The 24,681-nt window shown below is 60.7% G+C and carries 23 protein-coding genes and 1 tRNA gene; 10 read left to right on the plus strand and 14 right to left on the minus strand.

The window, feature by feature from the left end; all coding sequences use genetic code 11:
* Positions 1–72: 72 nt before the first annotated feature.
* The gene (locus BISU_RS02455) at positions 73–630 is read right to left on the minus strand and encodes a type 1 glutamine amidotransferase domain-containing protein (RefSeq protein WP_033502461.1); all 558 of its coding nucleotides are present in this window, start codon (positions 628–630) and stop codon (positions 73–75) included.
* Positions 631–996: 366 nt separating this feature from the next.
* Between BISU_RS02455 and BISU_RS02460 the strand changes: the two genes are divergently transcribed.
* Positions 997–1,731: a metal-dependent transcriptional regulator gene (locus BISU_RS02460; protein ID WP_024462795.1), complete on the plus strand. Its 735-nt coding sequence runs from the start codon at positions 997–999 to the stop codon at positions 1,729–1,731.
* Between the two features lie 324 nt (positions 1,732–2,055).
* On the opposite strand, the gene BISU_RS02465 is transcribed toward BISU_RS02460, so the two are convergent.
* Complete coding sequence (locus BISU_RS02465) at positions 2,056–2,769, minus strand: lysophospholipid acyltransferase family protein (RefSeq protein ID WP_024462794.1); 714 nt, start codon at positions 2,767–2,769, stop codon at positions 2,056–2,058.
* A 100-nt stretch (positions 2,770–2,869) separates the two neighbouring features.
* Here BISU_RS02465 and BISU_RS02470 point away from each other — a divergent pair, with 100 nt between their 5' ends.
* Positions 2,870–3,469 (plus strand): hypothetical protein, encoded by a 600-nt coding sequence (locus tag BISU_RS02470; RefSeq protein WP_024462793.1) that lies wholly within the window; start codon positions 2,870–2,872, stop codon positions 3,467–3,469.
* A 150-nt stretch (positions 3,470–3,619) separates the two neighbouring features.
* Here BISU_RS02470 and trpD read toward each other — a convergent pair whose 3' ends face one another.
* The 3 genes from trpD to BISU_RS02485 all read right to left on the minus strand — a co-directional run bounded on the left by trpD (position 3,620) and on the right by BISU_RS02485 (position 6,348).
* Positions 3,620–4,666, minus strand: a complete 1,047-nt coding sequence (trpD, locus tag BISU_RS02475; RefSeq protein WP_024462792.1) for an anthranilate phosphoribosyltransferase — start codon at positions 4,664–4,666, stop codon at positions 3,620–3,622.
* A 365-nt stretch (positions 4,667–5,031) separates the two neighbouring features.
* Positions 5,032–5,105 (minus strand) — tRNA-Val (locus tag BISU_RS02480).
* Between the two features lie 337 nt (positions 5,106–5,442).
* A complete protein-coding gene (locus BISU_RS02485; RefSeq protein ID WP_024462791.1) occupies positions 5,443–6,348 on the minus strand; it encodes a LysR family transcriptional regulator in 906 nt (301 codons plus the stop codon).
* Between the two features lie 231 nt (positions 6,349–6,579).
* On the opposite strand from BISU_RS02485, the gene BISU_RS02490 reads away from it, so the two are divergent.
* Positions 6,580–7,170, plus strand: a complete 591-nt coding sequence (locus BISU_RS02490) for an NADPH-dependent F420 reductase (RefSeq protein WP_033502460.1) — start codon at positions 6,580–6,582, stop codon at positions 7,168–7,170.
* A 444-nt stretch (positions 7,171–7,614) separates the two neighbouring features.
* Here the strand turns inward: BISU_RS02490 and BISU_RS02495 are convergent, their stop codons facing one another.
* The 3 genes from BISU_RS02495 to BISU_RS02505 all read right to left on the minus strand — a co-directional run bounded on the left by BISU_RS02495 (position 7,615) and on the right by BISU_RS02505 (position 9,004).
* Entirely contained in the window at positions 7,615–8,127 is a 513-nt protein-coding gene (locus BISU_RS02495) for a hypothetical protein (RefSeq protein WP_024462789.1), read from the minus strand.
* A 324-nt stretch (positions 8,128–8,451) separates the two neighbouring features.
* A complete protein-coding gene (locus BISU_RS02500; protein ID WP_081672598.1) occupies positions 8,452–8,766 on the minus strand; it encodes a Txe/YoeB family addiction module toxin in 315 nt (104 codons plus the stop codon).
* Positions 8,753–9,004, minus strand: coding sequence for a type II toxin-antitoxin system Phd/YefM family antitoxin (locus BISU_RS02505; RefSeq protein WP_033502459.1), 252 nt, complete (start codon positions 9,002–9,004; stop codon positions 8,753–8,755). Before BISU_RS02505 ends, BISU_RS02500 begins: the two co-directional genes overlap by 14 nt.
* 185 nt (positions 9,005–9,189) lie before the next feature.
* On the opposite strand from BISU_RS02505, the gene BISU_RS02510 reads away from it, so the two are divergent.
* Entirely contained in the window at positions 9,190–9,702 is a 513-nt protein-coding gene (locus tag BISU_RS02510; RefSeq protein WP_024462787.1) for a nucleoside 2-deoxyribosyltransferase, read from the plus strand.
* A 75-nt stretch (positions 9,703–9,777) separates the two neighbouring features.
* Here the strand turns inward: BISU_RS02510 and BISU_RS02515 are convergent, their stop codons facing one another.
* Entirely contained in the window at positions 9,778–10,035 is a 258-nt protein-coding gene (locus BISU_RS02515; RefSeq protein ID WP_024462786.1) for a Txe/YoeB family addiction module toxin, read from the minus strand.
* Entirely contained in the window at positions 10,032–10,313 is a 282-nt protein-coding gene (locus BISU_RS02520) for a type II toxin-antitoxin system Phd/YefM family antitoxin (protein WP_033502458.1), read from the minus strand. Before BISU_RS02520 ends, BISU_RS02515 begins: the two co-directional genes overlap by 4 nt.
* 755 nt (positions 10,314–11,068) lie before the next feature.
* Between BISU_RS02520 and BISU_RS02530 the strand changes: the two genes are divergently transcribed.
* Complete coding sequence (locus tag BISU_RS02530) at positions 11,069–12,340, plus strand: OFA family MFS transporter (RefSeq protein ID WP_024462783.1); 1,272 nt, start codon at positions 11,069–11,071, stop codon at positions 12,338–12,340.
* Positions 12,341–12,762: 422 nt separating this feature from the next.
* On the plus strand, positions 12,763–14,034 hold the full coding sequence (gene glyA / locus BISU_RS02535; protein ID WP_226839183.1) for a serine hydroxymethyltransferase: 1,272 nt from the start codon (positions 12,763–12,765) through the stop codon (positions 14,032–14,034).
* Between the two features lie 752 nt (positions 14,035–14,786).
* Here the strand turns inward: glyA and BISU_RS02540 are convergent.
* Both BISU_RS02540 and BISU_RS02545 read right to left on the minus strand, forming a co-directional pair.
* A complete protein-coding gene (locus tag BISU_RS02540; RefSeq protein ID WP_033502457.1) occupies positions 14,787–15,212 on the minus strand; it encodes a DUF3052 domain-containing protein in 426 nt (141 codons plus the stop codon).
* 308 nt (positions 15,213–15,520) lie between these two features.
* Positions 15,521–16,474 carry a S16 family serine protease gene (locus BISU_RS02545; RefSeq protein WP_152599021.1) on the minus strand — a complete coding sequence of 318 codons (954 nt, stop codon included), beginning with the start codon at positions 16,472–16,474 and terminating at the stop codon, positions 15,521–15,523.
* A gap of 257 nt (positions 16,475–16,731) precedes the next feature.
* Between BISU_RS02545 and BISU_RS02550 the strand changes: the two genes are divergently transcribed.
* A complete protein-coding gene (locus BISU_RS02550; RefSeq protein ID WP_024462779.1) occupies positions 16,732–18,285 on the plus strand; it encodes a zinc-dependent metalloprotease in 1,554 nt (517 codons plus the stop codon).
* Between the two features lie 274 nt (positions 18,286–18,559).
* Here BISU_RS02550 and BISU_RS02555 read toward each other — a convergent pair whose 3' ends face one another.
* Positions 18,560–20,098: an ATP-dependent helicase gene (locus tag BISU_RS02555; RefSeq protein WP_033502456.1), complete on the minus strand. Its 1,539-nt coding sequence runs from the start codon at positions 20,096–20,098 to the stop codon at positions 18,560–18,562.
* A 294-nt stretch (positions 20,099–20,392) separates the two neighbouring features.
* On the opposite strand from BISU_RS02555, the gene BISU_RS02560 reads away from it, so the two are divergent.
* Together BISU_RS02560 and BISU_RS02565 are read left to right on the plus strand one after the other, a co-directional pair.
* Positions 20,393–22,099, plus strand: a complete 1,707-nt coding sequence (locus BISU_RS02560) for a phosphotransferase (RefSeq protein WP_024462777.1) — start codon at positions 20,393–20,395, stop codon at positions 22,097–22,099.
* 130 nt (positions 22,100–22,229) lie between these two features.
* A complete protein-coding gene (locus tag BISU_RS02565) occupies positions 22,230–22,454 on the plus strand; it encodes a DUF3107 domain-containing protein (protein ID WP_024462776.1) in 225 nt (74 codons plus the stop codon).
* A 220-nt stretch (positions 22,455–22,674) separates the two neighbouring features.
* Here BISU_RS02565 and BISU_RS02570 read toward each other — a convergent pair whose 3' ends face one another.
* Positions 22,675–23,589 (minus strand): PHP domain-containing protein, encoded by a 915-nt coding sequence (locus BISU_RS02570; protein ID WP_024462775.1) that lies wholly within the window; start codon positions 23,587–23,589, stop codon positions 22,675–22,677.
* A 428-nt stretch (positions 23,590–24,017) separates the two neighbouring features.
* On the opposite strand from BISU_RS02570, the gene BISU_RS02575 reads away from it, so the two are divergent.
* Positions 24,018–24,620 (plus strand): vitamin K epoxide reductase family protein, encoded by a 603-nt coding sequence (locus tag BISU_RS02575; protein ID WP_033502513.1) that lies wholly within the window; start codon positions 24,018–24,020, stop codon positions 24,618–24,620.
* Positions 24,621–24,681: the final 61 nt, after the last annotated feature.

Raw genomic sequence — 24,681 nt, forward strand, 5'->3', positions numbered from 1 at the left:
ATAGCAAATGGGGCTTGGTCCACAGCCGCAGCCATGACCCAAGCCCCATTCCACTCGACCGAGTGCAGCCTGCTACTCGGCGAGCGTGTCCTTGATCGCGCCGACGAAGGCGTCAAGGTCGTCGGGCTTGCGCGAGGAAATCAGACGCCAGCCGTTCGCGTCGCACACATGCACCTCTTCATCAACCTGCGTGGCACCGGCGTTCTCGACATCCGCCTTGATGTAACGGGTGCTGCTCGACGTCTTGCCCGGCAGCAGGCCAGCATTGACCAGTAGCCATGGGCCGTGGCATATCGCGGCGATGGGCTTGCCTGCATGGGCGAAGTCCTGGGCGAGCTTGACGGCGGCCGGGGCGACGCGCAGACGGTCCACATTGCAGGTGCCGCCTGGCACCACCAGCAGATCGTAGTCCGCCGCCTTTACGCTGTCGTATGTGGTGTCAGGCTGCACGGTCTCGCCCTCGTAACGGTCATGCTGCACGGTCTCGACCGGATCCATCGATGCCGCAGCCAAAGTCACCTGTGCGCCTGCGGTCTTGAGCTCGCGCAACGGCCGCGTCATTTCGGTTTCTTCGATACCCCAGTTCTGCACAATGATCAGGACCTTCGCTTCTTCGATAGCCTTTGCCATTCCATCCTCCTTCGCTAGTAATCGTTCCCAGTTGCAGCGCCCTGCAAGCTGCCGCAACCTCATTCCGCTGGCCACAATACGACCAGCCGTACTTACGACGATAGCGATATTCTGCGCCGCACGGGCAGTTTCAAGCCCGACGCGAAGTGAACGATCTCACATGAGCGCCCATGCCGGAGATTCGTCGTGCAGCATGCGCGGGTTTTGCCCGCATCGCGCATTCGCATCACGCACATGTACGGCTACACGATACGATCCGTTGGCATTGGTCGCTGCAAAAAGGCGATCGCGGACTGCAAATACCGACTTGCATATGGAATTCCGGGCGTGTCGAGCATGGCAGGCAGGCGCATACACTGGTGGATTATGACATTACAGGATCTCTCCCCCAATGCGCAGGACTATCTCAAGGTCATCTGGGGCTTTCACGAATGGGGGCGCACCCCCGTGCAGCCGTCGGATCTGGCGAGCAAGGCGCATGTCAAGCCCTCGACCGTTTCCGGGGCCGTGGCTCGCCTCGTATCGGGAGGATATGCCCGGCATGATCCGTATGGCGCCATCGAGCTGACCGACACCGGCGAGCGATACGCGCTGGCCATGGTGCGCCGGCACCGGCTGCTGGAGACCTTCCTCGTCAGCGCACTGCACTACTCATGGGACGAAGTGCACGCTGAGGCCGATGCGTTGGAGCACGCTGCTTCGGACATGATGATCGATCGCATCGACGATATGCTCGGTCACCCGTCGACTGACCCCCACGGCGATCCAATCCCCCGTGCCGACGGCTCGATGCCGAACGTCGCCGAAACCCCCTTATCCGACGTCGAGACCGGCGCAGCCGTCACCATCGAGCGCGTCAGCGACGAGGACCCCGAACTGCTGCGTTACTTCGACGCCCACCACGTCACCATCGGCACGACGCTGCGCGTCGAAAACCGAGACAAGGCCTCTAGCACAATAACGCTCTCTCGACTGAATTCGTCGGCGTCCACAGCCGACTCTGAAGGCGCAGATCCCGACGGCGACGGCCAACTCGCCTCCACTGCCCCAATCACCCTGCAACCCTCATTCACCGACAGCATCCACGTGCGCGTACTCTAGGCAACGCTTGCGAATACGGGCGCATATTATGATTTTCTCCGAGCTGGGCATCAGAAAAAAAGACCGGCTCTTTGCCGAGTATTTTCTGCAATCGCGGTACACTTCTCCACTTTGCCAAGCGTCTCCTACTTGGCGGGCACATCCTTGCAATTACAGGGATTACCGCGGTAGCACTACTCCTAGAAAACACAAAAGGGCAGTGGCCTCATAGAACTCATCCGTACGAGATCACTCGCCTCCTCGCACAGCGTCTTCTGCAAACGTAAAAGGCGGTGGTTTCATAAGGTTATTCGCGTGAAACCACCGCCTTTTACGTATCAGCCGTCAACGCGCCCCGAGCGCTGCAGCACCTGACTCCTGCTCCTTCTGAAGTCGCGCCTTGACCTTCTGCGCGTACTCGTCGACATAGTCCTGGCCACTAAGCTTGCGAATGGCCTCGGTAACGCGGTCGGTCAGCGAGCGCAGCTCATCGTGTGTGATCTCGTCCGGATTCTTCTTCGCCACGGTGATCGGCTTGCCATAGATTACCAGCGAACGGCCTTTCGAGGGAATCACCTGCCCGGGCTTCTGCAGCTCGCGGCTGCCTATGACGGCCGTAGGGATAATAGGACAGCCGGTTTCGAGCGCCAGTTTCGCGACGCCGACATGACCGCGATAGAGCCGCCCGTCGGGGCTGCGCGTGCCTTCGACATGGATGCCGAAGAGATGCCCGTCCTCGAGGATTTCGCGCGCATGCGCCAACGCGCCCAAGGATTTCGAGCCTCCGGAGCGATCCACGGGGAAGACTCCCACCGAAGTGAACCACCATTTCTGGAATTTGCCTTTGATGCCCTTGCCTTCGAAGTATTCGGCCTTGCCCATGAAATGGATCATGCGCGGGCTGGTCAGCGGTATCAGCGCATCGTCGATGACGGCCAGATGGTTCGAGGCGATGATCGCGCCGCCTTGCTTCGGAATGTTCTCGACTCCCCGGCTTGACGGGTTCATGCGCCAGCGGGCGATGGGGCCGAGTCCCTTGACGAACAACCAGTAGAGCATGGCTCTCCCTTTCGCGCGGCGTTCGACGGCCGCCACCTTCATTCAGCGGCATGGTCGCGATGCGCCAAGTTGTTACGGCATCCCTATTAGAGTGGTGCCTATGACTGAACTCAACAATAGCAACGGCGAAGATACGAGTCCAAACTCCACGCCGAAAGATGGTCCGAGCGATGCCAACAGCAGCGTTGACGGCAGCAAAGACGCCAGCGCTGCCAACGCCGACGAGCTCTGGGCCGAGTTCGAGAGCAGTCACGCCGACGATCTGGGCGATGTCGCGCATTCCCGCAGCGCGAAGCAGTTCGAAAAACACGCCAAGCGCAAGGAGAAGAAGGCGCTGCTCTCAATCAATGACCTCGATGAGGGATCCTTCGCCGACGACATGCCGCGCGCCAGCCGTGGCCCGCGCGATTTCACGGCCTCGAGCTGGCTGGACGCCGACGACACGCTCGACGCGCAGGACGATTTCGTGCCGCCGAATCCGAAGATCGGCCACATCGACGCCACAACGCTGGTGTTCTGGGGGCTGCTGCTCGTCGGCATCGCCGGCACCATCGCGTCGGTGTTCTTCCACCAGTACACAGGCATACTGGGCATGTTCTTCGGCCCGTGCGCACTCATCGGCGGCGCAGGCCTCATCGCTCGTCATCGCGGATCCGCACAGACCCGCGATGACTATTTTGACGACGGCGCCAGAGTCTGACCGGCGCGGCCTGACGACGTCTGACATTGCAGCATTCAGCTTGTAGGGCCGACTCTTTCAGCCTTTTGGCAGCCAGATAGCCCCGACTCGCACAAGCCACACCAAGCGGTGCTGCTCTGCGCCGGCGGCCTGACCTCGACTAATCACCTGCTATCGCTTGGCCTGGGCTGCGGCGAGCCAGCGGTCGAGCAGCGCCTGGGCCGCGCCGGAGTCGACGGTCTGCTCCGCAATCGCATAGGCCGCCTTGAAACGCTCGATGAAATCATCCTGCGGCACCAGATGCCCGTCGGCCACGATGGCCGACGCGGCGTTGAGCAGCGCCGTTGAACGCGATGACACGTTCTCGCCAGCCAGAAAGCGGCGGAAGATGGAAGCGTTGAGCTCTGGCTCCCCTCCCCTGAGCGCGCTGACATCGATGCGCTCAAGCCCCAGCTGCTCCACCGGGTCGAACTCGATTTCGGTGACCTTGCCATCGGCAATCTCCCAGACGGATACCGGCCCCGTCGGAGCCAGCTCGTCCAAGCCTTCGTGCGAGGTGTAGACCATGCCGCTCTGCCCATGTTCGGCGTATACCTGCGCCATAAGCGGGCTGAGCTTGCGGTCGGCGCAGCCGATGGCCACATGCTGCGGCTTGGCGGGATTGGTCAACGGCCCGAGCACGTTGAACACGCAGGGAATGCCCAGCGCGGAACGCACCGGCCCGACGAAGCGCATCGAAGGATGGAAGGTCTTGGCGAAAGCGAAGGTGATGCCTACCTCGTCGCCGATTTCAGCCACAGTCTGCGGTTCGAGATCAAGCGGAAGACCCAATGCTTCGAGCACATCGGCGGCACCGCACTTTGACGACGCAGCACGATTGCCGTGCTTGACGATTTTGACGCCGGCCGCCGCAGCGACCACCGAACCCATGCTCGACAGATTCACCGTCGCGGCGCCATCGCCGCCAGTGCCCACGATATCGGTGAGCTCTCCGCTCACCTCAAGCGGCACGGCATGCGCGACCATAGCCTGCGAGGCCCCTGAAATCTCATCGGCAGTCAGCCCGAGCTGCTGCTGCATCGCCAGCACGGCGCCGACCGCCGCCGGATTGGCGTCGCCGTTCATCAGGTCATCCACGAACCATCGAGACTCCTGTGCGTTCAAGTGGTCGCCGCCGACCAGCTTCGTGAGAATCGACTTCCATGTGATCTCGGACATAAGCCCTCCCTGAGGCGTGATGCTGCTGCTCATGGCACATCACCATGACGATGCCATTCTACTGTCTCCCTGTCACAGAATGCTTTCGCGTTTCCACATGTCGGGCCGCCGAACGGGTTCGTGCGTTTTCTGCACGAGAAAACGCTCGAACCGTTCGGCGCTTTGGGTTCTCAAGCATCATTCAGCACGTGCGACGGGCAACCCGCAGGTGGCGTCACGAGAGCGAGACCCTAAACAATGTTCAGCGGAGGCGATTCGCAGGCCATCGGTAACCCGAACACGGCAATAGCCATTTTGCCTATTTTGCGAAATCTAGAGAATCCAAAACCCTTCCAGCAGTAAAGTCGCCGGCTATACATGCGCTGTGGGCGATGAGGGACTCGGACCCCCGACATCCACCGTGTAAAGGTGGCGCTCTAGCCAACTGAGCTAATCGCCCGCGTCGCACTACTGTACCGCACCCCCTGCATGTGGCGCCACGCGGCGTGGCCGTGCCCGTGCGCCAACATCGCTCGTACGGCATCCACAACAGTATGGCAATGTATGGCAGCTGAGCGGCTCCTGCTGGTGACATGGAGCTTCTGCCTAGTTCTGCCTAGCGTCCGTTTTGTAGCGCTAATTCATGGCTGACGCTACAAAACGGACGATAAAGCTCCGTTATAGACCGGATTGTAGCGCTAGGCCCTGTTTAGCGCTACAATCCGGACGCTTACCGGCCAGATCCGCAATCGCCCCGTCTGCGACCCCACTCTGCAAGACACTCCGCTGCAAGACACTCACGCAGCAATCGGTTCGGCGCACGACATCGCAACCGTCTCGCAGGTGCCTATCAGGTCGCTGTACCAGTGATTTTGCATGGTGGGCGCGGCGACGAGGAAGGTGGGGATCGTGATCGTAGGTTCGATGCTGACGACCCGAATGCCCTCGTACTGGTGCTCGGCCTCGTAGGTCTCGTAGATCGGCGTCCACATCGGCGTCGGATTGGCGGCCATGACGGCGAAGGTGGCCTCGACGCTGGTGAACGGCATGCCCACGGTCAGTCTCAGTCCTTGAGCCGAGTAAGCCTCATTCAGCACGTCATGAAGCGCCGGATTGACGTCATAGGAAGCCAGCGCCACGGGCGACCCAGCCAGTTCCTGAATCGACACCGAATCCTTGCCGGCAAGCGGATGATGCTCGGGCATGGCGGCGATGAGCCGGTCCTCCCAGACGCGCCCGCTGCGCAACCTCATATCCCGAACGCGCCCGCGGAAGAACGCGGCGTCAATCGTGCCGTCTGCCAGCGAGGCCGCCCGCTGCTCCGGCGGCACCTCGACGGCGCGCACCGTGTAGCCTTTGCGGGCAAGATCCTTGAAGACGAGCGGGACTCGCCTGCCCATCCCGCACCCGATTCCGAGCCGCAGCACGCGCGTGGACCGGTATTCATTGGCTGCGGAACTCAGCGCGGCCGCGTCGTCCAGCAGCGTGCGAGCAAGCGGCAGTAAGCTCATCCCGGCCGAAGTGAGGATAATGTTCCTGCGCGAGCGGTCGAACAATTCCACGCCGAGCGCATGTTCAAGCCGCTTGACTTGCTCGCTGACCACGGATTGCGGCAGGAACAGGCGGTCCGCCGCCCGTCGGAAATGCAACTCCTCGGCGACGGTGACGAAGATGCGCACCTGCCGCAGTTCAAAATCAGCCATGCTGGGTCCTCTCCATCTGTCTCTATCTGTTTTCGATGATTACCGATAACCGATCTGCAGTTATCGCGTTGCTCTGATCGTAGTTCACGATCATTACCTTCGCAGTTTGGCTCTCGATAAAACTTGCAGCATCGACAAGGATTGACATTGTCACCGAGACAGCCCGAGAAGAACAATCGACTCGGGCCGAGTGCGAGCAATACGTTCAAGCAATCAACAAGGAGCATCATCATGGCAAACATCGTCATCATCGGAACCGGAAACGTCGGCGGCCCTCTGGCACGGCGGTCCGAGCAGGCCGGTCACCAGGTCACCACGCTCACGAGCAAGACCGAAGCCGAGACCGCAGTAGCCGCCATCAGCGCGGCCGACATAGTGGCGCTGGCGCTGCCATATCAGGCTGCTCTGGAATTGCCCGAAGCGTGGGCGCAGGCATTGGCCGGCAAGACCGTCATCGACGCCACCAACCCGCTGACCCCGGACTTCACCGCGCTGACCGTCGGCTTCACCACCTCCGGCGGCGAAGAAGTCGCCAAGCATCTGGCCCGCGCCAAGGTGGTCAAGGCGCTCAACACCGTGCTCGCCCCCAACCACGACCCCGCCGCATTCCCCGCAGGCTCGATTTTCGCGCCGGTCGCAGGCGACGACGAAGAGGCCGTGAAGACCGTCGTCGAATACCTCACCTCCCTCGGTTTCGACGCAGTGCCCGTCGGACCGCTGGAAAACGCGCGTCTGCTTGAGCCGTTGGCTGAACTGCAGATCCAACTCGCCTACGTCCAAGGCCTAGGAACCGCCATCAGCCTGAAGCTGCAGCGCGCATAACCCGTCTGCCGGCGACAACGCCAGCAGTAGCACCATCAGCAGCGGCCAGCCGCCACGTGAACGATTCATAACGATTGCTCGCGCTGCGGCTGGCCGTTGTCATACCTGCACAGTCATACCTTCGCCGGGATCGATCCATCAATGATTACCGAAACATCAACGAGGTTTCTTGTCCCGAATCGAACCTCACCGTACGTTTTCCCTTACGTTCATGAAGGCGTATCGAAAAACGTACGATAACGCCGATTCAGCGTACGTTTTCCAATACGGCACACGCTTGTGTGACATAGAACGTACGCTGCCGCATTTAATCAATCTGTTCTGCGGATTATTTCAGCTGCACGACCCATCTCCCAACGCGTCTCCGTGCAAGCCTTCAGTGCATCTCCGCAATATGCTGTCTGAGTGTTCGCGCCATGCCATGCCATACGCTACCCAGCCGCTTCACTCCTCCGCTTTGAGACCTCGCGCCCATGCGGCTGCCCGCTCTGTCTCTTCAGAGCGCAGCTGGTCGGCGCCGGTGACCCAGAAAGTTGCCCCGTAGCGTGCATTCACGCCACTTGCGGCAAGACTTTTGATGGCCTTCTTGGCCGCTCGCCCAAACAGGGGTCCTGCTCCTGCGACGCATGTGTCGAACGTGAGCACCTTGGTCGTGCTGGGGATGGACGCTTCAGCGATCCACTCGCGCAGTCCGGTCGCGCTGGCACGGAAGCCACCGCTCCTCGCCGCCTGCGCCCCGGCAGTCTTCCGTTCCAGCGCCGAAGCCCTGCTATCAGCACTGGAAAGCGTGAACGCGTGCGTCGGGGCCCCAAGAATCAGCAGATTCACGCTTGGGTCAATCCGTTTGGGCGCATTATCGATCCGGAGCAGCGTCGCATCGGGAAAAGCGCTGGCGACGGCCTCGCCTATGGTCCACGTGTTGCCAAAATGCGACTCGACAATGACTAGAGTACCCATCTCATGCCCCTTGCTCATAGATAATCGATCGAGTCGAATACTGATCGCTCACGAATGAGTTCTGCGTGTCGTCCTGCACGACGGCAACAATGACGGCAATCAGATTACGATTGCTGCAATCAGTATGGAACCTCATAGCACAGCCTACAATATCCGACGAAATTCTCAATTGCTGTGTTTCCCCTTTGCAGCAACGCAGCACTATATGGCGGCGAGCCGTTGCACCTCCATGTCAAAGAGAACATATACTCATCAACTTCTACAAGCACTACAAACAACGCATCACGTCACACCCGAAGACCGCAACTCTTGACACAACACGACTCAGTAATGATCCCGCACTGAGTACAAGTGGATGCCTTGATTGTCGACGTGATAGATGAGTCGATGCTCCTGCCTGACATGCCGACTCCATGCACCAGCGAGATTGTGTCGCAGGGGTTCGGGCTTGCCCAGCCCGCTGAATGGATGCTGGTCGATGTCCACAATAAGGCGCTGAATGCGCTCGAATCGTTTAGCGTCGGTTCTCCTCCATTCGAGGTAGTCGTCATGGACTCCGCTCGCCCACAGCACATGCCGGGTGAGCTGGTATCGGACCTGCCCAATGACGATTACGGGCAAGGGCCTAGAGCTCGTCATACTCCTCCTCGGCGCCCTCGGCACTCTGGCGCATGCCAGCCAAGACGCGGCGATGCAGATCAGGATTCGACTGCACGCGCAGCGTCTCCATAAGCGATTCGTAGTCATCCTGACTCATGACGACGATATTGTCCGCCGGATCGCGGTTGGTAACGAGCATCACGTCGGCATCGTCATGAAGCCTGCGCATGTTCTCCTTCATATTATTGCGAAAAGATGTGTACGGCAGAGTAAGCATATCCACCTCCAAGTTGTACTGTTATTGGTACCATAGTACCATAATCTGTCATCCGTATATGATTTGCCGTTTCAGAACATATCCATCTTGCGACCACCATCACAGATCACGCAACCGACACGACCATGCGGCATACTGATATTCAGCTAGTAACTTCATCTTCCACACTTACGAAAGGCCTATCGATGACCGCAGCCGCTGCACCCGTCCCAACCGATGACCAAACCTTCGACGCACAAGCCAAACCTCAAGAACCCCACGAACCTCACGAACACTACGATTTCTATGCCGCAGGCCCGTTCTTCAACGACGAGGAAATCCACAGTATGGAGCGGTTGGAAGCCGTCCTCGAATCGCACGGCAGGAAGCTATTCAAGCCTCGGTTCGGCGAGGCGGACAAGCGCGAGCACGATGCTGCCTGGCCCAGGTTCTGCTTCGAACAAGACATCGACGGCATCCACGATTCCGACGCAGTCATCGCCAATCTCATCGACGGCGATACCGGCACCATGTTCGAAATCGGCTATGCCTACAGCCGCGGTATGCCGGTCTACGCTTATTACGAAGGCGTCAAGCCTGCGGACACCATCAATCTCATGATCGCGCAGTCAGTGAGCGCGGTGTTCGCCGGCCCCGACGACCTCGCCCATTGGCTCGAAACCGGCGAGCACACACAGCCCGAGTTCAAGCAGTTCTGAGGTTCTGAGCTGTGGCTCTCCCGAAACATTCCGCACCGCAACAGCATCCAAAATGCGAAATTATTCAGGACCCTCCTACTCATAATGGTCCCGCGCGGAAATAATGCACAACCGCCCTTCAACAACCGTGTACACAATGCGATTCGCCGAATCGATACGCCGGGACCATGCACCTTGCAGCCCCCATCGCAGTGCCTCCGGCTTGCCGATGCCTTCGAATGGATGGTTGCACATGTCGTTGATGAGCCTGTTGATTCGTTTGAGCGTCTTGCGATCCTGCGACTGCCAAAACAGGTAGTCATCCCACGCATCCTGCGTCCACGCAATAATCATGCCGCCGCTCCGGAACCATCATCATCGAACAATGCATGCTCCTGCACCCGCCCCTGATGCACCTGCTCAAGTCCATGCGTAATCTTGTTGCGCAAGTAGGGATTCTGATAGACGCGCAGCGTCTCCATCATCGAGTCGTAATCGGCGGCGCTCATCACCACGACGTCGTCATCCGGATTCGTATTGGTCACGAGCAGCATGTCCGAATCCTCATTGACCTTGCGCATATACGATTTGAGATCCTTGCGGAAATTGCTGTATGCGACCGCCTGCACCATGATTGCCTCCAAAACAGTACTTGTACATGATATTGTACCATTCAATATACAAAGGCACCAATTCAAATTCCGCAGCGCAGCATTGGGATGCTTGCACTATCATCCCGCATCCGTCACCGGCCCACGCTTGGCAGTATTTGTCGACGTACCCAGTCTCAAGCCGCTCGCCCCCCACTCCAATCCTCCAAGCAAAACCTGCCAAGACCTGAAAATACGAAGCACTGCCGCGAGACAGAAAATAACACGACACACCCTTACATTGTTCGCTTACAGAATACGGAAATATTATCAGCAAAAGTTATAGCACACGTAGAACTCTGTATTTGCAATGGTTTTATGCATGTTCTCACACAACATCACATGCTCAACAGCAAGAAACAGCACAGTAAAATCTAACACAATCGAACATTTTCCTGTGTCCCACATCACACTGCACGGCTAGCCCCCAGCGTGTCGCAACAACGGCCTGACAGAACGCACTGCCGTCGTGTTATTTTGTTTCGTGTAGAGAGCGCAGGCAACCAATTCACCAGCAATTAACCAGCCCATCAGTACAGGAAACGTTGCGCCCAAACAACACAGCGTTCCCAAAACACTGCAACCATCTTGCCCTCGCGCATCACACCACCACACACCACCGAGTCACACACCACCGAGCTGTACATCATCGCGTCATAAATCTGCGCGACTCTGTGCGACTCGGCTGTACTGCTGCGCGCCTTCTGCACAATAAGAGAAAACAGAGAGAGGATTCCATGTCACGTATCGCCGATAATCGTTGGACGCGGGCCATTGCGCCGGCACTGCTGATTCACGTTTCGATAGGCACCGTGTACTGCTGGAGCGTATTCAAGCAGCTCATCGCGGACCGCATGCACGTGCCCGCGGGAACCATCGAATGGGGCTTTTCGCTCGCCATATTCTTTCTCGGTATGTCGGCCGCGTTCCTCGGCCCTATGGTGGAGAAGGATATCAAGAAGTCCGCGCTGGTCTCGATGATCTGCTTCGTCGTCGGGTTCGCCGGCACGGGCCTGAGCATCGCGTTGAATTTCCTGCCGGGCGTGTTCATCTGCTACGGCGCGATTATGGGCGTGGGACTCGGCATCGGCTACCTCGTGCCGGTGAAGAACCTCATGCTGTGGTTCTCGAATAACAAAGGCCTGGCGACTGGCATCGCGGTAGCGGGCTTCGGCCTGGCCAAGGCCATCGCCAGCCCGGTGATGGAATACCTCATCGCGTCGGTCGGGTTGGTCGCGATGTTCTACATTCTGGCAGCCGTCTACGCCGTGATGATGTTCGCCGGATTCCTGCTCATCAAACGCCCGCAAGGCTACGTCTACCATCCCGAGGCGCAGGTCAGCCGCCGCAGCATCATGAAGAAGCCCGTGTTCTGGGGCATCTGGCTTGCCTTCTACATCAACATCACCTGCGGGCTGGCGCTGATCTCGCAGGAGAAGGACATCCTGCACGATGTGCTCAGCCAGATGCCGAAGTACGCGAGTCTGAGCGTCGACAAGCTCTCGCTTGCCATCGCGGGCATCATCGGCACGGTGCTGGCGGTCGACGCCGTGTTCAACACGCTCGGACGCATCGGCTTCTCCACGCTTTCCGACCATCTCAAGCGGCGCGAAACCGTGTATCTGATCATCTTCGCCGTGTCCATCGCGGTGTGCCTGCTGCAGATCGGCACGCACAGCATCGACCGGGCGCTGCTCTGGGCCGTGCTGGCCATGCTCTTCCTCGTCAATGCCGGGTACGGCGGCGGCTTCTCCACGCTGCCGGTGCTGCTCGACCAGCATTTCGGCATCACCGCCGTCTCCACCACGCACGGGCTGGCGCTGAGCGCGTGGGCCATCGCCGGACTGTCGGGCAATCAGCTGGCCTCCTTCGTCGTCAGCCACGCCTCCGACCAGACGCATCGATACAGCGCGCTGATTCCCATCCTCGCGCTGCTCTATGCGGTTGCGGCCGTGTCCATCTGGCTGGTGTCGCGCGTCAAGAAACGCGAGCCCGTCGCCGCCGCGTGATTGTGCGCACGACCGTTCTCGCAATGATGTAATAGCACCGATTGCTAGCCTTAGCGTCCGTTGTGTAGCGCTAACGTGAGTCTGTCGCTAAACAACGGACGCTAAGGCTTCGTTATAGGCCGGATTGTAGCGATAGTTGCTCGTTAGCGCTACAATCCGGACGCTGGCATTCGGCTGAACAATAGGTTTGGCACATTGGCTGGCCGCCCCGCACCCAATACGCCCCAGCGTCCTCCCCCATCCCCAGCGAAACCGGTACAATGCATATCGGAAGCACAATCGAAACCACTGTTCACAAACCGCTAGCACGTTAGGAAGCATGTATGACCGCAATAACTTCCACACCCACTGTGGCGCGCACCTCTGAGGCCGCCGAATCCGCTCAGTCCGTTGAGCACCCCTTGGCGCAGACTCCGGGCGACGTGTTCAACGCCCCGATCGCGCAGGCCGATCCCGAGATCGCCGCGCTGCTCGACGGCGAACTGCGCCGTCAGCAGGAGGGCCTTGAGATGATCGCCTCCGAGAATTTCGTGCCGCGTGCGGTGCTGCAGGCGCAGGGCTCGGTGCTCACGAACAAGTACGCGGAAGGCTACCCGGGACGGCGGTATTACGGCGGCTGCGAGGTCGTCGACCAAGTAGAGACGCTCGCACGCGACCGGGCCAAGGCGCTCTTCGGCGCGGAGTACGCCAATGTGCAGCCGCATTCTGGTGCACAGGCCAACGCCGCCGTATATCAGGCGCTCATCAAGCCCGGCGACACAGTGCTCGGCCTCGCGCTCGACCACGGCGGCCACCTGACGCACGGCATGAAGATCAACTTCTCCGGACGTTTCTACCATGCCGAATCCTATGGCGTGAATCCGGAAACCTATCGCATCGACCCTGACATCATTCGCCAGCGGGCGCTCGAAACTCACCCGGCCCTGATCATCGGCGGGTGGAGCGCCTACCCGCGCATCGAAGATTTTGCCGCGATGAAGGCCATCGCTGATGAGGTCGGCGCGAAGTTCTGGGTGGATATGGCCCACTTCGCCGGACTGGTGGCGACCGGCCTGCACCCCAGCCCTGTGCCGTACGCTGATGTCGTCTCCTCAACCGCGCATAAGACCTTGGGCGGCCCGCGTTCCGGGTTCATTCTCGCGCGTTCGGAGTATGCCAAGAAGCTCAATTCAGCCGTATTCCCCGGTCAGCAGGGCGGCCCGCTCATGCATGTGATCGCTGCAAAGGCCGTCGCCTTCGCCGTCGCGGGCAGCGCGGCGTTCAAGGATCGCATGCAGCGCACGCTTGATGGCGCCAAGATCCTCGCGGAACGGCTCAGCGCTGCGGATGTGAAGGCCAACGGCATCAGCGTGCTCACGGGCGGCACCGATGTGCATCTGGTCATGGCCGACTTGCGCAACAGCGAGCTGGACGGCCAGCAGGGCGAGGACTTGCTCGCGCAGTGCGGCATCACAGTCAACCGCAACACCGTGCCCTTCGACCCGCGCCCGGCTTCGGTCGCCTCGGGTCTGCGCATCGGCACGTCGGCGCTGGCGACCCGCGGCTTCGGCGAGGAGCAGTACCGCGAGGTGGCCGACATCATCGGCACCGCACTGGCGCAAGGCACCTCCGCCGACACCGAGGCGCTGCACGCCCGCGTCATCAAGCTGACCGAGGACTTCCCGCTCTACCCCGGACTCGATCAAATCGACTGAGCGGCCTATACGCGCAGCCGTGTGCATCATGCATTCACAATGCCGAACGCACGCGGCTGCGCCTTCGTATAGTAAGTAGTGTGCATACTGCCGTATGAGAATGAGACTCGACTCGTCTGCTCCTTCAGGCGCCGCGTTCAATCTCTTGCGGCTTTCAATTCACAGTGCTCGCCTTCAAACAGTGCCCACCATCAATAGTGATCACCATCAATTAAGCAGATTTCCTCCTGAGACCATGGTTTTCAGGGCATGCCAAGTGTTCTCGCACGCTCAGAATCAGCGGAATTGCAAGGATTTCACGAATGGCATGTTGAGCCTATACTTTCGTATCTGCTGAATAGACGAAAAAAGTGCTGAATAGATGTCGATTTCCATCGGCTCGATCAATGTTGGCCGGTTTCAGCTGCCGGATAGCTGAATGTCGATTGTTGCCTGACTGCAGTTGGCCGCATTCATCTATTCAGCATTTTTTTCGTCTATTCAGCACCTCGCAAAGTAGACCATGGATCGAATATGTAGCGTTTTGGCGGAATACCGCCATTCCTCTGAGTCTGCATATGCAAGTTTCAAGGCCCAAAATCCCGTGGCTATCACAAATGTGCTTAATAGATTTTGCGGACGCGCCTATACAAGGTGCGAGCGCGTACATCCGGACTACATACGCCATGCAGACGGCAACGCTAGTCGCCGATTGGCCGGTACCTATTACACAGGTCAATTACGCAGCGCCCGAAGCCTCAGCATCCGAAGCCTCAGCGGCCTTTGCCGAAGGGGCGCAAACGTATGCCGTTCCAGTCAGGGGCGACGGTCAGCGGCGTGGAGCCGTTCATGCCAGCGGTTTTGGCAGCGGACAGCACGATATTGGGGTTGGCAGCGCCAGGCCGCCCGGGCTTGGGGGTCAGCACCCACAGCGGGCCGTCCTCACCCAAGACGCCGTAGGCGTCGACGATAGTATCGGCGAGTCCGTCTTCGTCATCGCCATCGCGCCACCAGATGATCACTCCGTCTACGGCGGAATCGTAATCCTCATCCACCAGATCCTCGCCGGTCAGGGCTTCGATCTTGGTGCGAATCGCGTCGTTGACGTCATCGTCCCACAGCCATTCCTGTACGATGTCGCCAGCGCGAAAACCGAATTCTTCAGCGTTTTGAGATGCCGTTTCATTCACAGTAGGCATCTTAGCAAGACGCTGCGAACAGTTGCGTTACACGCCCAGTCGGGGTATCACCATGTGGGCATTCGTCCTCGTCGTCGTACATCAGATTTCTCCCGCACACAGACCCGATGCTCGTATGGCACGGGGCCCTAGCTCGCGGCAGCATCGCGGAAAATGCTGTAAAACAGGCCTCAAGCAGCCCGGGAACGACACAGTCATGGGAAATCTGCACAGGCACATGGTCACATGGTCATGAGTCCGCGCGGCTATGGCAGCATGGGTGCGGATGCCCGGCCAGTTCTGATCAGGCTCTAGCCCGGTCGTCTCTCCTAGCGTCTGCCGCCGGCCACGCAATGCGGCAGCGCGTCGCCTTTGCCTTGGCCGATGGCGACTACGGCCTTGTAGGCCTCGTCCAAGGTGGACACCTGTACGTCGCGCAATCCCTCGGGCACATGCCTCACGACCTCGCCGCAGTTCGACTTCGGGGCGAGGAACCATGTGGCTCCGTCGCGTTTCGCACCGATCATCTTGAGCCGGATGCCGCCTATCGCGCCGACTTCGCCCTTGGCGTCGATGGTGCCGGTGCCGGCAATCGTCTTGCCGCCTGTCTCCTGAGCCGCAGTGAGCTTGTCGATCAGGCCCAGGCTGTACATCATGCCCGCCGAAGGGCCGCCGATATCGTCGACATGCATCGAGACCTTCACTCCCGACACATCGACGCCGAGACGCCTGGCATAGCCCAAAGCCGCGGCTTTTGCCGCATCCTGCGACCCGGTCATCTCCCCCTGCACATGCTTCTCGTACTGATCGGCGTTCTGTCCAACCGGGAACACCGCCTCGCTCGGCGTGACTTCCTCACGCGCATCCAGCCACGCCCATAGCGCCTGCGCGTTGCTGACCGGATAGCCGGGAATTCCCATGGCGTTGACGGTCACTAGCAGCAGCTTGCCTGCATCACGATGCCCGCTGCCAGCCGTATCAGAGTCGCCCGATGCGCCCGAAACCGTGATGATTCGCTTCCCCTCGCTTGATTCGAGCACATCGCGCGTCGGCCCCGGCGACTCCACGACATAGGGGCTGGGCAGAGCCAGCACGATAATGCAAAGCGCCAAACAAATCAGCCCCGCCAGATAGCGCAGAGAACGCGATGCAAAATACGAGCGCACAGCATCCACGGTACGGCTGAAAAGTCCCGTTCGCCCCTTGTCCGAGTCCTGGGGCCGCGGCGACGGCCGCGCGCCGTGAGACTGCGGCTGCTCCTCGTTTGCATGCATAACCGACATAGGCATCAGTATGCTGTCTCCCCTGTCCAAATACCGCGCATACGTGGACGAAATGCTGCCTCACTTCGCACGCCGCTGGCTGAGGATGCCCGCCTGCTGCGCCAGCAGCTACGCTATCCGCTGCGTTATCGGCATATTTCCCCCGGCTTTACACATGTCTCCCTCAGCGAAACGCCTAGAGTAGAGGAGAATAAGTGTTAACAGGGCAATTATCAGGAGAACGACGACTCACCGCCGCAAGCAAAGGATGGATGGGCATGGACGAGAACGCGATTCACCAATGGCTGATTGAATGCTTCGGACCGATTCAGGGCGAGGTCGCTTGGACGCAGATTTCCCAGCTTCCCGAAGAGGTCCGCACCCAGCTCATGAGCCAGGATTCCAGCAAGCTTCCCAAGCCGCAGGAAGTGCAGGCGCTGATGCAGGCCTTCTCCGCCGGCGGGCTGAATACGGTGGGCGATATGCAGCGCACCGTCGCCGAAGGCCCCATCAACGTCAAGCTGGCGACCTCGATCGCGCTGCAGCAGGCCAATGACGACAGCTCGCAGCGCACCGTCGCCGCGCAGGATGGTCAGGCGGTGCGCAGCGCGATGAGCGAGGCCAACCTCTGGCTCGATACGGCGTGCTCCTTCGACCCGGCACCGGGCGAGCCGCAGGTGCTCACACGCGCCGGCTGGGTGGAAGGCACCGTGGATGCCTGGGCGAAATTCGCCGCACCTGTCGCGCAGTCAATGAGCGAAGCGCTCTCCGCCGTTCTCTCCGAACGACTCGGCGGAGCCTTGGATGGCGAAATTGCCGGAGTCTTCGCGGGGCCGGTGCCACTTCCGCTTCCCGAGGGGATGAAGGATCCGGTCAAGCTCATCAAGCTGCTGGGCAATACCTCATACGCGATGCAGCTGGGTCACGCCGCTGGCGATCTCTCCCATGAGGTGCGCGGCAGCTTCGATCAGGGGGTGGCGCTGCTGAAGAACCCGGCCGGTGCGCTCATCGCGCAGAACGCCGTGGAATATGCCAAGGAGCTGGATATCGAGCAGGGCGAAGTACTGGCGTTCCTTGCGCTGCAGGAGGTGGCGCACGCCCGCCTGTTCGCCGACGTTGCATGGCTGATGCCGCGTTTCGAGGCGTTGATCGGCAAGTATGCCCGTGGCGTCGATATCGATCTGGACGCCGTGGAGGAGCAGCTGCGCGAAGCCGACACGATGAATCCCGAGTCCATCGCGGGCGCCGTGAACCTTACCAAGGTCGGCATTCCCGACACGCCCGAGCAGAAAGAGGCCATGGCGGGGCTGGAAAATCTGCTCGCGCTGGTCGAAGGCTGGGTCGATTGCATCACGTGGAAGGCCGGCATGGCACACATTCCGCATATCGAGCAGCTGCGTGAGATGCTGCGGCGCGAGCGCGCGGTAGGAGGCCCCGCGGAGCGCACTTTCGAATCGCTGATCGGCATGCAGCTGCGCCCCAAGCGCATGCGTGAAGCCGCGGCTCTGTGGGAGTCCATCGGCGGCACAGAGGGAGCCGAGGCACGCGACGCCAAATGGGGTCACCCCGATCTGCTCCCCAAGCTGCAGGGCGATGATGCCGCTATCGCCGCCGCAAACGCCACAGACGTTACCTCGACGGGCGCAGCTCCGGCGGCTGGCGGCAAGGCCATCGAAAGCTCCGCGAAGGAACCGACAATCGACTGGGACGCCGAACTGAGCAAACTGCTCGGCGAGGAATCCGGCGATGGTGCTGACGATAACTCGGGCGGCGACAACTCGGGTGATAGTGACGCATCCGGCAACTCAGGCGACGACAAACCCACAGCCTAGGAACACTGCCCAGCTGCCTCATCGACGCCTCATCTTCCCACGTTGCGGTGCCCATAATCGGCACCTCTATCATCGAATGCCCCTTTCGTGACTGTTAGCTTGGATTAGCGTCACGAAAGGGGCATTGCCGAGCAGTTACCGCCCCTTTTGTGACGCTCAAGGCGAATCAGCGTCACGAAAGGGGCATTAGCCGCAGACAAGACAGACCTCTCACACAGACCGCACATTAGGTGCTGACAGTTAGGCTCCTGACGGTCCTAGGGCACGCTCTCCCTCACAGAAAGCGGCTCGGCACACGGGCGATGCCGCCCGACGAGTCCTTGCGACGCGCGTATGACAGGTGCAGCGTGTCCTCGGCACGAGTCACGCCGACGTACATGAGCCGCCGCTCCTCCTCAAGCTGCTCGCCGGGGCTGGGCGAGCTGAACGGCAGCAGGCCCTCCGAGCACCCGATGATAAAGACGTGCTTGAATTCCAAACCTTTGGCGGCGTGAATCGTAGACAGCGTAACCCCTTGCTGAGTGCCTTGCTGCGCGCCCGCGCCAATCTGCTCCAAGGCCTCCTGCCGCGCCTGACTCTGCGCCTGATCCGGCCCCGCCCCCTCGTCCTCAAGCGCCGAATGCTGCCAGCCCGCATCCCTGCGCACCCGATAATGCAGATCTTGCTCACGCAATGCACGGCAAACGACTCGGTGCTGGGCGTTGATTCGAGTGAGCACGGCGAAATCGTCCGGCACAGCCCCTTGGGAGACCATACGCGCGATGCGCATCGCCACGCCACGCGCCTCCTCGTCATCATCGTCGTAGACGGTTCTGCTCACCCGTGCGCCGCCCTGCCTAGCCGCCGTCAGTTTGAGATAATCCTCGCGATTGGCCGCCGCCGACAGCACACGATTCGCGCAGCCCACGACCTGCGGCGTGGAGCGGTAGTCGATGCCGAGGTCGATGTCCGCGCTCAACGGCGCGAATTCGCTGGCGAAGCCCAGCAGATCGTAGCTGCTCGCCCCCGCAAAGGAATAGATGGTCTGCGCCGGGTCCCCCACCACGCACACGTCGCGGTTTCCGTTCAGCCACAGGCCCATCAGCCGATGCTGCAGCGGCGAAACGTCCTGGTACTCGTCCACGGTGAGCCAGCCGATGGCGGCGCGAATATGCGCGGCCTCCTCCGGGAAGTCATCGAGGATATGGCAGGTCAGCAACAAGATATCGTTGAAATCAATCTCCCCATGTGAGGTCTTCACGCGCTCGTATTCCTGCATCACATCGACGAGCCGATCGACTTCCATGCCGGCAGGCGGCTGGCGATGCGTGGCCGCGCACACCCGCGGGTAGTCGGACGGCGCGATAAGCGACACCTTGCACCAGTTGATTTCAGCCAGAACCGCGCGCACTTCGGCGTCGCCGAACTGGTCGGTGCCCAGAACCCGGCGCATGCACTGATCGATGGCATGGCCCGGCTCGCGAATCACATGCGGGAACGGCGCCTCGCAGATGTCCGGCCAGACCTGGCGCAGCTGGTGGAGCGCCGCCGCGTGGAAGGTCGAAGCCGTCACCTGCTCGCCGACGCCCAAGGAAGCGAGCCGCGATCGCATCTCGGCTGCGGCCTTGACCGAGAAGGTCACCGCGAGCGTGCGCGCAGGGTCCCAGGCCCCGCTCGCGCAGGCGTAGGCGATGCGGCGCGTCACGGTGCGCGTCTTGCCCGCGCCGGCCCCGGCGATGATTCGCACCGGGCCGCGCAGGGTCGTGGCGGCGGCCAATTGGGCGTCATCAAGCCCCTGCACGATGGCTTCGGCTGATGCGTTCATAGCTGCCATTGTGTCAGCTGCACCCCCTAATCGCGCCCCCATCGCGTTGCCTGGCACACAGCCAAGCGGCCCGATAGTTGGGTTTGCCTCCCGTTCTCCGCATGTCGTCTCATCCCTTGCCGGCTCGACCGCTCGCCATGTGGGACGCAGATATGCTAACGGATGTGCAGAATGCGAATCCGCAGGCCGGCGAATGACCGACACGAATGACCGACAACGCCGGAAAAGCCAGAAAACGGCATAACGTGTTGGTTTTAGACGCCTATGTATTAGTGTGGAGGTGTGAATCAACGACGCAATCTCATGTTGGCGGCACTCGCATCGGCGGCTATGCCGAGCATCGCCGTGGCCGGAGCGCGCAACAGCGAGCAGAATAACGCCACGGATGAGGCGATGGGCATCGATCTGGCGGTCGTGCAGGACAATTCTGGTGCCTTGTACGACGTCTTCGCCTCCGACACTGAGGAAGGCAAAAAACGTCTGGCCCGGCGCGTGCATGCCGCGAACACCCTGGCGAGGGCGAAGGAGCCAGGCGGCCTCGGGTTCGCGATGGACAACGTGCTCGCATTCGAAGACGGCGCGTCGGATCGGGGGATCACCGGCAGCACGGCGGTTTTGGTCGCCACGCATCACAACGGGCAGTCTCGTCCGCTTGATCTGCTCACCTTGGACGACAGCGCAAGCGTAGGCACCGCAATCGGCGCAATCCACCGTCTGCGTCCGAATTTCCTGCAGGAGGGGAAATACCCGGTGTTCTCCACCGGGCAGATTCGCGCTCAGCTCACGGCCTGGATACGTCGGCTGCGGCAGGCCGGCCATATTCCGTCTTCCATAACCGCAAGCTGGTCGCGCATACTCGAAACCGAAGGCCTGTGGTCATTCGCCACCTGCCCGGTGCATGGCGGCTTCTCGGACGGCGATTTCCTCTTCTCGGATTCCACCATCACTGCGGTTACCAATTGGCAGGACATGCAGGTCAATGACCCGGCGCGCGATCTGGCGTGGGTGTTCTCCAAACTTGACGAGCCGCATCGCAACGCCGTGCTGACGGCTTACGGACGCATGCTGGGCTCGCGGCTAGACGATCTGATTATGCTGCGTGCGAATCTATGGCTGCAGATGGAGCAGGTCGGCGAATTCATTCAGGCGCTCAACCGCGCCGACAACGCCAAGATCATGCAGTTCAAGGCGCAGGTCGAGCGGCTGGCCCACCAGCTCGCCGTAGCGACGCAAAGCCGTGCCGATGCCGCTCCTGCCGTGCGTTCCGAACAGGCTTCGCCGCATCAGGCGCCGTCGACCATCACAGTCGGCACGCTGCTTTCCGAGTCGGAGCGCCGCCGCGTCGCCCTCGAAGCCGCGGAGCAGGAACGCGCTGACCAGTCGCAAGACGGTGACGGAACCGGGCAGCTGGATGCCACGGGCGAATCGGATAGAACCGGTTCGGCGCGAGCGAGCCAGCCCGCCGCCGCGTCCGCTGATTCGGATTCCACTGCGGACCGCCCTGTACAGTCCAAGCAGTCGGCGCAGCCCAGACAATCAGCGCAGTCAGATGGGCATTCCGGTCAGACTGGGCGGCGCTCCTCATCGGCGACGATGGCCATCGATCCTTCATTGTTGCAGCGCCCGCAAGGATTCGCTGGCTTGGAGGGCAGCGGAGGCTCGGCCCTTGGGCAGGACGGAGCCGATGCCGATAATGCCTTCGACAGTGGCTCATTCAGTCCCAGCGACACTTCCACCATCGTCATCCCGCTGCTCGAACGCGAGCAGCGCGCATTGCACGACGCGCAGGAGGGATTGGGCGGTTTCGACCCCGACGATACGACAAGCAGCGGCGTGCATATCTACCCCGACCGCAATGAGTACCCGCCGCAGGAGTCCGATAGCGCGTCGCATGGCGATATCGATGAAGGCGGCGCGTACAGTGCCGATGCCGATCTCGCCAACGATGCGGGTCTTTCTAGCGACACGGCATCGGATGACGACACGAACGACGCCACGCCGAAAGCGTAAAGCGCCGCGTGCGGGCACAATGGCTAGGGACACAACGAACATGCGCCCGGCGTGAGTCATGCATGCGATGCACGCGGCACGCAACGAACGCGTTGAGCATAAGACCGAGTTATAGCAACAAGGAGTAATGATGGATATCGAACTGGGCATCCAGAACGTGGCACGGCCGGTGAATTTCAGCAGCGACGAAAGCGCTGACAAAATCGGCTCGATCATCGCCGATGCAGTGGCCAACCAGACCATGATCGACATCACCGACAGCAAGGGCCGCCGCATTCTGGTGCCCGGACGCGCCCTCGGCTACGCCACGATCGGCTCGGAGACGCGTCACGCCGTCGGCTTCGGCGCACTGTGACCGACTGCGCCGCAATGCGCTGCGCCCTATGACGCACTGCGAGTCTGAGCCCTGAACCCGATTCGGCCATATCCATTTTCCTTGCAGGCCTGAGGCCCCTGCCCGAGCGAATTATTGAGCGGCCCGCAGATAGCAGCAGCCGAGCAGTTCTGCTATCTGCGGGCCGCTCGGGTTTGGCCATAACCCCTGCTGAAACCGCAACAGTACCGGCAGAGAGTATTTACTTCGCCGAGAGTGCTTCTTCTGGCGCAGGCGGCAGAATCGGGGAAATCGCGCCTCGTTCGATGATTCGCGCCACAGTTTCAGGGTCGGTGACATTCTCTCCTAGCAGATTCGGCTTGCCTTTGCCGTGCCAGTCCGACCCTCCGGTGGTCAGCAGCCCGTAGCGCTGTGCGAGGGCGAGCAGTCGGAGCCGCTGCTCCGGGGCATTGCCGCGGTGCCACACTTCCAGCCCATCCAATCCTTCGTCCACCAGCGCACGAATCTGCTCATCGCTGAGCAGCACCCGGTTGCGGCCGGTATCGGCAGGATGCGCGACGACGCTCACGCCGCCGGCTTCGCGTATGGCCTCCACCACTTCCAGCGCCGTCGGCGAAGGCGTGGGCACGTAATATTCGCTGCCCCCGCTCACCGCCCCTTGAAATGCCTCGGAACGCGTGGCGTAGATGCCCGCGGCTACCAGCGCATCGGCGATATGCGGCCGACCGATCGTGGTGCGAGAACCTTCCTTGACCTGATCGAGCACGTCATCCCAAGTGATTGGGAAATCCTCAGACAGCCGCTCGACCATGATCTTGGCGCGGCGAACGCGGCCGTCGCGGGTTCTGGCGAACATTCTGGCGATATGCGGGCTGTTCGGATCGTATTGGTAGGCGAGCATGTGAACGGAGGTGCGGTCGAATTCGGCGGTAATCTCAGTGCCGCGCAGCAAAGGCAAACCAAGAGACTGCGCGGCGCGGCGCGCCGGCACCCAGCCACTGGTCGTGTCGTGATCGGTGATGGCCACGCCAAGTAGCTGCATTGCCTTGGCTTGGCGAATCAGTTCTTCGGGGGTCTCTGTGCCATCGGAAAAAACCGTGTGGCAGTGCATGTCCCAGCCGGTTCGTGGCCGCCCAGCAAAATCGTCATACGTCATGCAACTATCGTAAGCTGTCGCACAGCGAACAAGAGCATGATAGCGGCATAATATGTCATCATGTCGCCGAAATCGTGAGGTTGTCATGATGTGTATGCGGCGAGCAGCCGCCATCGCGGAAGAATCAGCCGCACAGCAGCCAATCAACGAACAACTAGTATTGGGAAACAATCATTGGGAAAGCACAGAGGATGATAGTGGACGACATCAAGAACCCAGCCATATCCGATAGCGGAGCGGACGTCGCGGACGCTGCAACGGCAACAGTCGTGGCGTCCGCAGCAGCCGCCGCGATGCCTGACGCCGCTGGCACCGCATCGAGCAACATCGCAGACGTCGATGACGCAGAGTCTGGCGTCGCAGCGTTGCGCAGGAATCCCGTCCCCACGCCTGCTTCAAGCTCGCCGCTCACCCCATTCGCGCCGGCGCTGGCCGGGCGTCGCCATAGCGCGACATGGAACTATGCAGTGATGCTCGCGTTTTCGCTCATCGCGCTGCTGGTTTCGCTGATCCTATCGGCCGAAACCCTCCAATTGGCGCGCAACCCCAAGAAGCTGCTGGATTGCGATGTCAACAGCGTGCTGTCCTGCTCGACGGTCGCCGAATCGTGGCAGTCTGAAATCGTCAAGTTCAATGGGCTGAGCTATCCCAACGCCTTCTTCGGCATCGCGGCGGAAAGCGTCTTCATCACCATTGCCGTCATCGGCTTGGCTCGCATTCGCGTGCCGCGCTGGTTCGCCGTCGCCACCTGGTTCGGCGGACTGGCCGCGCTGCTCTACGCGTACTGGCTGTTCACGCAGTCCGTTTTCGTCATCCAAGCCCTATGCCCGTGGTGCCTCGTGCTTATGTTCTCCACGACCATCCAGTTCATGGCGCTCTCCCACGCCACGGTCAGCGTGCAGCATTTGCCTGACCGCGCAGGTCTCAAGACTTACTACCGTCTCAACTATGATCTTATGGTCGATGCGGTGTGGATCCTGTTCCTCATCGCCATCATCATCGTCAAAGACGGTCCCGCGCTCTTCGGCTGAGTGGATTGTCCTATTCTGGTGCGCCCTGCCGAGATCGCGAACTCTCCCGTGGTTTCCCGCA

It is taken from the genome of Bifidobacterium subtile (assembly GCF_000741775.1).
Classification (GTDB): Bacteria; Actinomycetota; Actinomycetes; order Actinomycetales; family Bifidobacteriaceae; genus Bifidobacterium; species Bifidobacterium subtile.

Coding starts and splice junctions, on each gene's coding strand:
- BISU_RS02455 (WP_033502461.1), bottom strand. CDS start 630: ATGGCAAAGGCTATCGAAGAAGCGAAGGTCCTGATCATTGTGCAGAAC.
- BISU_RS02460 (WP_024462795.1), top strand. CDS start 997: ATGACATTACAGGATCTCTCCCCCAATGCGCAGGACTATCTCAAGGTC.
- BISU_RS02465 (WP_024462794.1), bottom strand. CDS start 2,769: ATGCTCTACTGGTTGTTCGTCAAGGGACTCGGCCCCATCGCCCGCTGG.
- BISU_RS02470 (WP_024462793.1), top strand. CDS start 2,870: ATGACTGAACTCAACAATAGCAACGGCGAAGATACGAGTCCAAACTCC.
- trpD (WP_024462792.1), bottom strand. CDS start 4,666: ATGTCCGAGATCACATGGAAGTCGATTCTCACGAAGCTGGTCGGCGGC.
- BISU_RS02485 (WP_024462791.1), bottom strand. CDS start 6,348: ATGGCTGATTTTGAACTGCGGCAGGTGCGCATCTTCGTCACCGTCGCC.
- BISU_RS02490 (WP_033502460.1), top strand. CDS start 6,580: ATGGCAAACATCGTCATCATCGGAACCGGAAACGTCGGCGGCCCTCTG.
- BISU_RS02495 (WP_024462789.1), bottom strand. CDS start 8,127: ATGGGTACTCTAGTCATTGTCGAGTCGCATTTTGGCAACACGTGGACC.
- BISU_RS02500 (WP_081672598.1), bottom strand. CDS start 8,766: ATGACGAGCTCTAGGCCCTTGCCCGTAATCGTCATTGGGCAGGTCCGA.
- BISU_RS02505 (WP_033502459.1), bottom strand. CDS start 9,004: ATGCTTACTCTGCCGTACACATCTTTTCGCAATAATATGAAGGAGAAC.
- BISU_RS02510 (WP_024462787.1), top strand. CDS start 9,190: ATGACCGCAGCCGCTGCACCCGTCCCAACCGATGACCAAACCTTCGAC.
- BISU_RS02515 (WP_024462786.1), bottom strand. CDS start 10,035: ATGATTATTGCGTGGACGCAGGATGCGTGGGATGACTACCTGTTTTGG.
- BISU_RS02520 (WP_033502458.1), bottom strand. CDS start 10,313: ATGGTGCAGGCGGTCGCATACAGCAATTTCCGCAAGGATCTCAAATCG.
- BISU_RS02530 (WP_024462783.1), top strand. CDS start 11,069: ATGTCACGTATCGCCGATAATCGTTGGACGCGGGCCATTGCGCCGGCA.
- BISU_RS02540 (WP_033502457.1), bottom strand. CDS start 15,212: ATGCCTACTGTGAATGAAACGGCATCTCAAAACGCTGAAGAATTCGGT.
- BISU_RS02545 (WP_152599021.1), bottom strand. CDS start 16,474: ATGTCGGTTATGCATGCAAACGAGGAGCAGCCGCAGTCTCACGGCGCG.
- BISU_RS02550 (WP_024462779.1), top strand. CDS start 16,732: ATGGACGAGAACGCGATTCACCAATGGCTGATTGAATGCTTCGGACCG.
- BISU_RS02555 (WP_033502456.1), bottom strand. CDS start 20,098: ATGGCAGCTATGAACGCATCAGCCGAAGCCATCGTGCAGGGGCTTGAT.
- BISU_RS02560 (WP_024462777.1), top strand. CDS start 20,393: ATGTTGGCGGCACTCGCATCGGCGGCTATGCCGAGCATCGCCGTGGCC.
- BISU_RS02565 (WP_024462776.1), top strand. CDS start 22,230: ATGGATATCGAACTGGGCATCCAGAACGTGGCACGGCCGGTGAATTTC.
- BISU_RS02570 (WP_024462775.1), bottom strand. CDS start 23,589: ATGACGTATGACGATTTTGCTGGGCGGCCACGAACCGGCTGGGACATG.